Genomic DNA, 9,154 nt, shown 5'->3' with positions numbered 1-9,154 from the left:
ACCAGGACGAGGTCGAGGCGCTGGCCGCGCTGATGACCTACAAATGCGCGCTGGTCGAGGTGCCCTTTGGCGGCTCGAAGGGCGGTCTCCGCATCGATCCGCGCGCCTGGAACGAGGACGAACTGGAACGCATCACCCGCCGCTTCACCTATGAATTGTCGCGCCGCAACCTGATCTCGCCCAGCCAGAACGTTCCGGCCCCCGACATGGGCACGGGTGAGCGCGAGATGGCCTGGATGGCCGATGCCTACAAGCGGCTGCATCCCGACGACATCAACGCCAAGGCCTGCGTCACCGGCAAGCCGCGCACCGCAGGCGGCATCGACGGACGGGTCGAAGCGACGGGCCGTGGCGTGCAATACGCGCTGCGCGAGTTCTTCCGCCACAACGACGTGATGACAAAGGCAGGTCTGACGGGGACGCTGGCCGGCAAGCGCGTGATCGTGCAGGGCCTTGGCAACGTGGGCTATCACGCCGCCCAGTTCCTGTCGGTCGAGGACAAGGCGCTGATCACCTGCGTGATCGAGCGGGACGGTGCCATCGTGAACCCGCAGGGCATCAACATCGACGCGTTGCGCGGCCATATCCGTGCCACCGGGGGCATCAAGGGCTTTGTCGGTGGCGAATATCGCGAGAACGGTCTGGCCGCGCTGGAGGATGAATGCGACATCCTCGTTCCCGCCGCGATCGAAAGCGTGATCCATGCCGAAAACGCCGGACGCATCAACTGCAAGCTGATCATCGAGGCCGCGAACGGTCCCGTGACGGCCGATGCGGACGAGATCCTGCGCAGCAAGGGCATCGTGATCATCCCGGACATGTATGCCAATGCCGGCGGCGTGACGGTGTCCTATTTCGAATGGGTCAAGAACCTGTCGCAGATCAGCCTCGGCCGGCTGGAGCGCCGCCACGAGGAAGCGCGCGCCCGCATGCTGATCGAGGAACTGGAGCGGATCTCGGCCGACACCGGCACGAATTTCGAATTGGCGCGGGGCTTCAAGGAATCCTTCCTGCACGGCGCCGACGAGCTGGACCTGGTGCGTTCGGGTCTGGACGACACGATGCGCGAATCCTTCAAGAAGATGAAGGAAGTCTGGATGAGCAATCCCAAGGTCGAGGACATGCGCACCGCCGCCTATGTCGTGGCCATTCGCCGCATCTCGAACGTTTACAACTCGCTGGGGCTGTAAGGGCAGGCGCCTTTCGCTTCAATCGCGGGGGGCGGCGGCGCGACGCAGACGATCGTTGATCGCCGCCCCCAGACCCTGTTCCGGGATGGGGGCGACCGCAATCGGGCGCCCCAATGCGTCGGCGCGACGCAGCAGGTCGAACAACCGGGCGGCGGCCTCGGTCAGATTGCCACCTTCGGACAGGCTGAAGGCGCCGGGCGTCCCGAACCTCAGATGCGTTTCATGCGGTTGCGGAGTCTTGGCGTTCAGGCGCAACGCGGCCTTTGGCGCATAATGGCTGGACAACTGCCCGGGCGCATTCGGTGCCGACGGGTCGCCCTGATGCTGCGCCAGGGGCTGACCCAACCGTGCCTCGATCGCCTCGGCGGGGATGCCGCCCGGGCGCAGCAGCGTGGCGCGTCCGCCGGGCCAGCCGATGATCGTGGATTCCAGTCCGACGGCACAAGGTCCTGCATCGATGACGGCGGCGATGCGTCCGTCGAGCCCGCCCTCCGGGTCCAGCACATGATCCGCACTGGTCGGGCTGATCCGGCCCGACGCATTGGCCGAAGGTGCCGCTACTGGTCCCCCGAATGCGCGCAGCAGGGCCTGGGCTGTCGGATGGGCGGGAACGCGCAGACCAATGGTTGTCAGGCCCGCCGTGACCAGCGATGCGATGCCGGCATCAGCACGCAACGGCAGCACCAGGGTCAGGGGTCCGGGCCAGAAGATGTCCGCCAGCACCTGCGCCTGGGGCGGAACCTCGGCAATTGCACGGGCGGCGGCCAGATCGGGGACATGCACGATCAGCGGGTTGAAGCTGGGCCTGCCCTTGGCCTCGTAGATTCGCGCCACGGCCTCGCCGTTCCGGGCATCGGCGGCCAGTCCATAGACTGTCTCGGTCGGTATGGCGACGGTCTGGCCGCCGCGCAGCAACTCTGCGGCGCAGGACAGTCCATCGGCATCGGGGGGCAAGCGCAGGGTCTTCATTCGTGACGCGGGGTTTCGGTTGAGCCTGAAATGATCGCGGACCAAGATACCGCCTGACATTCTGATAGTTGCGCCGGGCCCGGATGCCAAGGCGCTTGGAGGAGGACCCATGAGCTACAAGGCGCCGGTCGAGCAGATCGATTTCATCCTCACCCATGTCGTGCCCTTTGCCGAACTGTCCGCGACCTCTCGCTTTGCCGAGGCCACGGCCGAGACCGCCAGTGCCGTTCTGGCCGAGGCCGGCAAACTGGCCTCGAATGTGCTGGCGCCCCTGAACGTCGCGGGTGACCGGCATCCGGCGCGTCTGGAAAACGGCGTCCTGCGGTCGTCGCCCGGCTTTGCCGAAGGCTTTCGCGCAATCGCCGAAGGAGGGTGGGTCGGCGTTTCGGCCGATCCCGACCATGGCGGGATGGGTCTTCCGCAGGCGCTGAACATGGCCGTGTCCGAGATGATGTCAGGGGCCTGTCTGGCACTGCAACTGAACCCGCTGCTGACCCAGGGCCAGATCGAGGCGCTGGAACATCACGCCAGCGACGACCTGAAGGCCCTGTACCTGCCCAGGCTGATCAGCGGCGAATGGTCGGGCACGATGAACCTGACCGAGCCGGGCGCAGGCAGCGACGTGGGCGCCCTGACCACCCGGGCCGAGCCCGCGGGCGACGGCACCTATCGGATCACCGGACAGAAGATCTACATCACCTGGGGCGACAGCGACATGACGTCGAACGTGTGCCATCTTGTGCTGGCGCGCCTGCCGGGGGCCGCCAGGGGTACGCGGGGGATCAGCCTGTTCATGGTGCCGAAGTTCATTCCCGACGCCCAGGGCAAACCCGGACCGGGCAACAGCCTCAAGGTCGTCAGCCTCGAGGAAAAGCTGGGCATTCATGGCAGCCCGACCTGCGTGATGTCCTATGAGAATGCCACGGGCTGGCTGGTGGGCGAAGAGCACAAGGGCATGGCCGCCATGTTCACCATGATGAACGTGGCACGCCTCGGCGTCGGCATGCAGGGCGTGGGCGTGGCCGAGGCCGCGCTGCAAAAGGCCGCCGCCTATGCGCAGGACCGCGACCAGATGGGGCCGATCATCGGGCATCCCGACGTGCGCCGGATGCTGGCCACGGCACGGGCCGAGGTTTTTGCCGCCCGCGCCATCGGGCTGGCCTGCGCCACCGCCATCGACATGGCGCGGGCCACGGGCGATGAGGTTCAGGCCGCGCGCGCGGCCTTCCTGACGCCGATCGCCAAGGCCTATGGGACGGATGTGGGTATCCGTGTGGCCGACATGGGCGTGCAGGTCCATGGGGGCATGGGCTATGTCGAGGAAACGGGCGCGGCCCAGTTCCTGCGCGACGTGCGCATCACCTCGATCTATGAAGGTACGAACGGCATTCAGGCGATGGATCTGGTGGGGCGCAAGCTGGCCGATGGCGGCGATGCCGCGATCCGCCTTCTGGACGAGGTGGCGGACGGCGCCAAGGCCGCGCAGGCCGCCCATCCCGACATGGCGCACCAGTTGTGGCAGGCGGCCGAAACGCTGCGCGAAGCGACGCATGCACTGCTGGAACGCGACGTGACGGTACGGTTTGCCGGGGCCGTTCCTTATCTGACGGCCTTTGCGCGGATTCTGGGCGGGCATTATCACCTGCGCGCGGCAAGGGCGGGCAGCGCTTCGCATCAGGCGCTGGCGCGGGTGTTCATGGCGCGGGTCCTGCCGCATCACGCGGGCGATCTGGCCGAGGCCCAAGCCGGCCTGGACGATCTGACCAGCCTTGCCGATGCTGCGCTGGCCGGCGACTTTGCGGCGTGATCCGGACCGCGTTCGACACCCCGCCCTCCGAGGGCGCGGCCACCGAGGTGGCGCCCGGCATCCTGTGGATGCGCCTGCCGCTGCCGATGGCGCTGGATCACGTGAATGTTTATGCGCTGGAGGATGACGATGGCTGGACCATCATCGACACGGGCTTTGACAGCAAGCGTGGCCGCGAGATCTGGGGCAAACTGCAGGCGGGGCCACTGGCGGGGCGGCCGATCGCGCGGGTGATCGCGACGCACCACCATCCCGATCATGTCGGTCTGGCTGGCTGGTTCATGGAACGCCATGGCGCAGGACTGATGATCAGCCGGACGGCATGGCTGATGGCGCGGATGCTGACGCTGGACGTGCAGGACCATGCCAGTCCTCAGGCACTGGAGTTCTGGCGCCGCGCGGGAATGCCCGCCGACCTGCTGACAAGGCGCAGGACCGAGCGTCCGTTCAACTTTTCCGATGTTGTTCATCCCTTGCCCCTCGGCTTTGCCCGGCTGGCAGAGGGTGACATCATCCGCATTGGCAGGCGCCAATGGCGGGTGGCAATGGGGCACGGGCATGCGCCCTGCCACGCCACATTCTGGTCGCAGGACGACAGCTTGGTGATCGGAGGCGATCAGCTACTGCCCTCGATCTCGCCCAATCTGGGCGTTTACCCGACCGAACCCGAGGCCGATCCGGTCGGCGAGTTCCTGGACAGCTGCACGCGCCTGCGAATTCTGGCGCATGATGACCAGCTGGTGCTGCCGGGCCACAAGCTGCCCTTCACGGGCCTTCCCTTCCGGCTGGACCAGCTGATCCAGAATCACCGCGCGGCCCTGGCGCGGCTGGCCGAGGCCCTGGCGGTCCAGCCCCGAAGTGCCGTCGGCTGCTTTGACCTGCTCTACAAGCGCCGCATCGGCGAGGGCGAGTTCGGCCTTGCCCTTGTCGAGGCGGTTGCGCATCTGAACCATCTTCATCGCGCGGGCGTGATTCGGCCCGTGGAGGAAAGGGACGGCGCGGTGCTGTGGGGGGCGTGACAGGTCGCGCTCTTTGGGCTATCGCAAGGCAAACACAATCCGGAGGGCAGCCATGGCCGATTACGACAACAAACCCGAAGCGACCCAGGGCACGATGGACCTGACCGCTCACAAGAAGACTTTCGCCGGTTTCATCCGGATCGGCACCTGGGTCGTCATCCTGTCGCTGGTCGTGCTGGTCTTTCTTGCCCTGACCAACGCCTGATCGCGGCAACATCATGAAGCGTCGCGTTTTCCTGGCAGCCACCCTTCCGGTTGCCCTGTCCGCCTGTGGAGCCCAGAAGATCTGGGACAGTGACGAACGCGTGCGCGCCGCGCGCTTCGTCTCGCCCGAGCCGCCGTCGATCACCCTCCTGACGGTGATCGGCATCCCGCGGGGCGAGGGTGGGCATTCCGGCCTGATGATCAACGGCAGCCAGCGCGTCATCTATGACCCTGCAGGCAGCTGGCAGCATCCCGCCATTCCCGAACGCAACGATGTGCTTTACGGGATAAACGACAACTTCAAGCACTTCTACATCGACTACCACGCGCGCTCGACCTATTGGGTAGCCGAGGACACCGTCTTCGTCAGCCGCGAGGTGGCGGACATGGCCATCCGGCGCGCCGAGGAAAACGGGGCCGGCGCCAAGAGCTTCTGCGCCGTCGAAACGGGCCGGGTTCTTGCGGGCGTGCCGGGATTTGAAACCGCGCCCCGCGGCTTTTCGCCGCTGCGCCTGCGGCGCTGGTTCCTGACGCTGCCGAACGTCCAGTCCAAGCGTCACATGGACGGCGATCCGGCCAACAACCACGACGTCCTGCTGCGGCAAAAGGACGGCCGTATCGTCGGCTATCCCAGAACGTAAAGCAGACCAAAGAGCGTGATGCCCCCGGCCAGGATGGCCAGCATCACGTTCCTGGTCAGCACCCCGATCGCCACGGTTGCCGTGGCGGCGGCCAGACGCGCAGGCTCCGGCTCGCCTCCCGTGGCTGCGGGCCACATGACCAGCGGCGCCACCAGCGCAGGCAGCACGGCCACCGGCGTGTACCGCAGCATCCGCAGCACCCAGGCGGGCAACTCCCGATCGCCAAGCGCCCCCAGGAAGGACCAGCGGATCAGGAAGGTGCCGATCCCCAGAACCACGATGATCAGCCAGATCTGTGTGCTCGTGGCTTCCATTGTCATGCCTTTCCTCGTTCCATGCGCGCTTCCACAAGGGCGCCGGTTGCCATGCCCAGGGGCGCCGCGATCAGCAGGCCCAGGCCCGACGACAGGCCCGCCAGAACCAGCGCCATCGTGATGGCCACGAAACAGGCGGCCAGATGCGCCACCGTGCGCAGCATCGGCGCGATCATGGCCAGAAAGGTGATCGGCATCGCGAAATCCAGCGCGATCTCCTCGGGAATGGCCTGCCCCACCGTCGCGCCCAGCAAGGTGGCGCCCATCCAGGGCAGGCACAGGACCACCGCTGTTCCCGCAAAAAAGGCAAGCCTCAGGTCCAGCGGCAGGCGCGGGTTGCGTTCGTAATGCTGGATCGACAGGGCATAGCTTTGGTCGATCAGGGTATAGGACACCCACAGCTTTTGCCGGGAAGACGCCCCCCGAAGCCAGGGCAGAAGCGAGGCGGAATACATCGCCATCCGCAGGTTCACGGCCAGTCCGGACAGGATCACGATGATCGTGGGCGCATTGTCGGACAGCAACTGCACGGCGGTGAACTGCGACGCGCCCGCCAGCACCATGATGGACATGCCCATGATCTGCGCGATATCCAGCCCGGCCTCGGTCGCGACAACGCCGAACAGCACCGCAAAGGGGACAATGACCACCAGGAACGGCAGCGACTGCCCGATCCCGTGCCAGAAGGCTTCGCGCGGACTGCGCGTCAGGGCGCGATCAGTGGCATCATCGGCGGCCTCTTGCCGTGGCGCCGGGCGGGGTTCGGGCGAGGGTGACATGGTGCTTTCGGTTGTTCGCGGTTCGCTGCACCTTGCTTGCATGACGCGCAATCCGAGGCAAGGCAGGCTGGTGCAGATCATGGACCCCATACCGGATGGCGCCCTGGAGGCCGCGGCCGGCCTGTGGCGCGCCCATTTCGGAATCTGCGGCTGGCCTGCCCGGATCAGGGCGCGGCACGGGATGGTGGCAATAAGTGGCGGTGCTGTCCTGGGCGTGATCGGGCTGCGTGACACAGAAGGCGGCTTTCCCTTGCGCGACCTGGCCGCACCCCGATGGCTGTTTCGCTGCGCGCCCGAGACAAGTGATCTGGTCATTGACGGATTGGCGGTATCCCGGCCGCGACAGGGCATTGCTACGGCGCTGGTGACATCGGCCCTCGGGCGGGCGGCGCGGCAGGCGCATCCGGGGCTGCGGGCCGAGGTGCGGGCGCAGAATCCGCAAGCCTTGGCCTTTTACCGCAGTCTGGGCTTCGTAGAGGAAGGCTGCGGTTGCTATGGGCTGCCCTGGTGGGGGCAGATCCATATCCTGCGTCGTGACGCGGCCTAGCCGAAAACGCCCGAAACGCGCCCCAACAGCATAAAGGCCCGGGCCGAGCGCGTGTCGGCCAGCACGGCAATCTGAAGATCATCCAGTTCCGGCACGACCCGACCGATCAACCCGTCGAAATGGCGCAGGAAGTGATGAACCGTGTCGCGGAAGATCTCGTCCTCGCGCAGCATCGTGGCGACCACTTCAAGCGCTTCGGGATGGTGAATGCTGCCCAGAGCGGCCACGGCGCTGCCCCGGTCACCTTGGGCAAAACGGCGCCAGACCTCGGGCCGGGCCGGATCGGGTGGCAGATCGTCCATATAGACGTCATGGCCCGCCATCAGCGTCACGACATCCTGCGAGGCCCGCAGGACGCGCGAATTGACCGGATCCTTCAGGGACTGGCGCAGCGCCTCGATGGCCGCGTGATCGTCCGGACCGTCGGGAAAGTTCAGGGCCTGGATCAGCGTCGCGGCATCGACGCTTTCGGAGAAAGCCTCGGCCACCGGCGGCTCGGGCTGCTGCGGTCTGGGGCGGGAACGGGCAGGGGGTGGTGCCGGAGGCGTCTGACGGGCAGGCGGGGCCACCTTTGCCGGGGCATCGCGTTCCGGCAGGATATCGTCGGCCTCGTCATCAGGCTGTGCCCCCGGTCGCAGCAGGGCCAGGCGCTGGCGCAGATCATCGGCCTCGGCCCGCAGCAGCGTCAACTGCCGTGCCAGCGACACGCCGACCCAGACCAGCGCAACAGGCATCACGACGCCGACGATGTTGACGAGGTGGGTGACGCCGCCCGTGCCGTCATTGCTGCCGGGCGTCAGCAGCCAGAACAGCGCGACCAGGAACAGCCAGCCTGCCGTCAGCGCGAAACCGACAGTGGTGATGCGGTCGCGGCGGGTCAGGGACGAGATGCGTGCGACAAGGGACATGCGAATCACTCGTACCGGATCGCGATGATTTCGTAGCTGCGGTGACCGCCCGGGGTGACGACCTCCACGCTGTCGCCTTCATCCTTGCCGATCAGGGCACGTGCCAGGGGCGAGCGGACGTTCAGCAGCCCGCGCTCGATATCGGCCTCGGCCTCGCCCACGATCTGATAGGTCCGCTCTTCCTCGGTGTCCTCGTCCAGCAGCTCCACGGTGGCGCCGAACTTGATGCTGCCCGACAGCTTGGCGGGGTCGAACACCTCGGCCCGCGACAGGATGGATTCCAGTTCCTTGATACGGCCTTCGATAAAGCCCTGCTTTTCCCGGGCCGCATGATATTCCGCATTTTCGGACAGGTCACCGTGTTCGCGTGCCTCCGCAATGGCGCGGATGATGGCCGGGCGTTCTTTCGATTTCAGCTCGCCCAGCTCGCGCTCGAGCGCCTGAAAGCCGGTACGGGTCATCGGTATCTTATCCATCGCTGCCCTGTCCTTCGTGGGATGCGGTTTCCATCCAAGTACCAAGCCAACGCCCCTGCCATGCGGATGGCAGGGGCGCGAAGCCGTGTTCGGCGGCATCGTGACCCGAATTCCCGTCCCATTGCAAGCCTGATGCCCGCCGTGCCACCTTTGATGTCCCCGATGGCCCTATATCTTCGCCGCGTCACGATTGCCCCCATGGGTCCGGCACGATAGTCAAGGGTCCAGCCAGTTTGCCGGAAGGGGCTTCATCAGATGAGTAACGGGGCGGAGACGGTTCGCGAATCGATGGACTATGAT

General features: G+C 66.4%; 11 protein-coding genes. 6 read left to right on the top strand and 5 right to left on the bottom strand.

Features of this window, described 5'->3' with window-relative positions; translation table 11 throughout:
* Nucleotides 1-1,190 (top strand): Glu/Leu/Phe/Val family dehydrogenase (locus ACLHHB_RS11005; RefSeq protein WP_410218329.1); only part of this gene is annotated, 1,190 nt, incomplete at its 5' end.
* An 18-nt stretch (nucleotides 1,191-1,208) separates the two neighbouring features.
* On the opposite strand, the gene ACLHHB_RS11000 is transcribed toward ACLHHB_RS11005, so the two are convergent.
* The gene (locus ACLHHB_RS11000; RefSeq protein ID WP_410218328.1) at nucleotides 1,209-2,159 is read right to left on the bottom strand and encodes an L-threonylcarbamoyladenylate synthase; all 951 of its coding nucleotides are present in this window, start codon (nucleotides 2,157-2,159) and stop codon (nucleotides 1,209-1,211) included.
* Between the two features lie 109 nt (nucleotides 2,160-2,268).
* Here ACLHHB_RS11000 and ACLHHB_RS10995 point away from each other — a divergent pair, with 109 nt between their 5' ends.
* From ACLHHB_RS10995 to ACLHHB_RS10980, 4 genes are read left to right on the top strand one after another with little or no spacing between them, the layout of a single operon-like run.
* On the top strand, nucleotides 2,269-3,966 hold the full coding sequence (locus ACLHHB_RS10995) for an acyl-CoA dehydrogenase (protein WP_410218327.1): 1,698 nt from the start codon (nucleotides 2,269-2,271) through the stop codon (nucleotides 3,964-3,966).
* On the top strand, nucleotides 3,963-4,985 hold the full coding sequence (locus tag ACLHHB_RS10990; protein ID WP_410218326.1) for an MBL fold metallo-hydrolase: 1,023 nt from the start codon (nucleotides 3,963-3,965) through the stop codon (nucleotides 4,983-4,985). The genes ACLHHB_RS10995 and ACLHHB_RS10990 overlap by 4 nt, the downstream gene beginning before the upstream one ends.
* Nucleotides 4,986-5,037: 52 nt before the next feature.
* Nucleotides 5,038-5,190, top strand: coding sequence for an aa3-type cytochrome c oxidase subunit IV (locus ACLHHB_RS10985; RefSeq protein ID WP_410218325.1), 153 nt, complete (start codon nucleotides 5,038-5,040; stop codon nucleotides 5,188-5,190).
* A gap of 13 nt (nucleotides 5,191-5,203) precedes the next feature.
* Nucleotides 5,204-5,830 (top strand): hypothetical protein, encoded by a 627-nt coding sequence (locus tag ACLHHB_RS10980; RefSeq protein WP_410218324.1) that lies wholly within the window; start codon nucleotides 5,204-5,206, stop codon nucleotides 5,828-5,830.
* Here ACLHHB_RS10980 and ACLHHB_RS10975 read toward each other — a convergent pair.
* Nucleotides 5,815-6,144, bottom strand: a complete 330-nt coding sequence (locus ACLHHB_RS10975; protein WP_410218323.1) for an AzlD domain-containing protein — start codon at nucleotides 6,142-6,144, stop codon at nucleotides 5,815-5,817. The two genes, ACLHHB_RS10980 and ACLHHB_RS10975, sit on opposite strands and share 16 nt — an antisense overlap.
* Nucleotides 6,145-6,146: 2 nt before the next feature.
* On the bottom strand, nucleotides 6,147-6,923 hold the full coding sequence (locus ACLHHB_RS10970; protein WP_410218322.1) for an AzlC family ABC transporter permease: 777 nt from the start codon (nucleotides 6,921-6,923) through the stop codon (nucleotides 6,147-6,149).
* Between the two features lie 79 nt (nucleotides 6,924-7,002).
* Between ACLHHB_RS10970 and ACLHHB_RS10965 the strand changes: the two genes are divergently transcribed.
* On the top strand, nucleotides 7,003-7,470 hold the full coding sequence (locus tag ACLHHB_RS10965; protein ID WP_410218330.1) for a GNAT family N-acetyltransferase: 468 nt from the start codon (nucleotides 7,003-7,005) through the stop codon (nucleotides 7,468-7,470).
* Here the strand turns inward: ACLHHB_RS10965 and ACLHHB_RS10960 are convergent.
* Complete coding sequence (locus ACLHHB_RS10960) at nucleotides 7,467-8,378, bottom strand: hypothetical protein (protein ID WP_410218321.1); 912 nt, start codon at nucleotides 8,376-8,378, stop codon at nucleotides 7,467-7,469. The genes ACLHHB_RS10965 and ACLHHB_RS10960 overlap by 4 nt on opposite strands.
* Before the next feature lie 5 nt (nucleotides 8,379-8,383).
* A complete protein-coding gene (gene greA, locus ACLHHB_RS10955) occupies nucleotides 8,384-8,854 on the bottom strand; it encodes a transcription elongation factor GreA (RefSeq protein ID WP_410218320.1) in 471 nt (156 codons plus the stop codon).
* Nucleotides 8,855-9,154: the final 300 nt, after the last annotated feature.

Origin of the sequence: Paracoccus sp. (in: a-proteobacteria) (assembly GCF_046462195.1) — a bacterium.
Lineage (GTDB): Bacteria > Pseudomonadota > Alphaproteobacteria > Rhodobacterales > Rhodobacteraceae > Paracoccus.
This window is presented reverse-complemented; position numbering and strand designations above follow the sequence as displayed.

Bases quoted from the DNA above. Each gene is read 5' to 3' on its own strand.
- ACLHHB_RS10960 (WP_410218321.1), bottom strand. From the start codon at position 8,378: ATGTCCCTTGTCGCACGCATCTCGTCCCTGACCCGCCGCGACCGCATC.
- ACLHHB_RS10995 (WP_410218327.1), top strand. From the start codon at position 2,269: ATGAGCTACAAGGCGCCGGTCGAGCAGATCGATTTCATCCTCACCCAT.
- ACLHHB_RS10970 (WP_410218322.1), bottom strand. From the start codon at position 6,923: ATGTCACCCTCGCCCGAACCCCGCCCGGCGCCACGGCAAGAGGCCGCC.
- ACLHHB_RS10980 (WP_410218324.1), top strand. From the start codon at position 5,204: ATGAAGCGTCGCGTTTTCCTGGCAGCCACCCTTCCGGTTGCCCTGTCC.
- ACLHHB_RS11000 (WP_410218328.1), bottom strand. From the start codon at position 2,159: ATGAAGACCCTGCGCTTGCCCCCCGATGCCGATGGACTGTCCTGCGCC.
- ACLHHB_RS10975 (WP_410218323.1), bottom strand. From the start codon at position 6,144: ATGGAAGCCACGAGCACACAGATCTGGCTGATCATCGTGGTTCTGGGG.
- ACLHHB_RS10985 (WP_410218325.1), top strand. From the start codon at position 5,038: ATGGCCGATTACGACAACAAACCCGAAGCGACCCAGGGCACGATGGAC.
- greA (WP_410218320.1), bottom strand. From the start codon at position 8,854: ATGGATAAGATACCGATGACCCGTACCGGCTTTCAGGCGCTCGAGCGC.
- ACLHHB_RS10965 (WP_410218330.1), top strand. From the start codon at position 7,003: ATGGACCCCATACCGGATGGCGCCCTGGAGGCCGCGGCCGGCCTGTGG.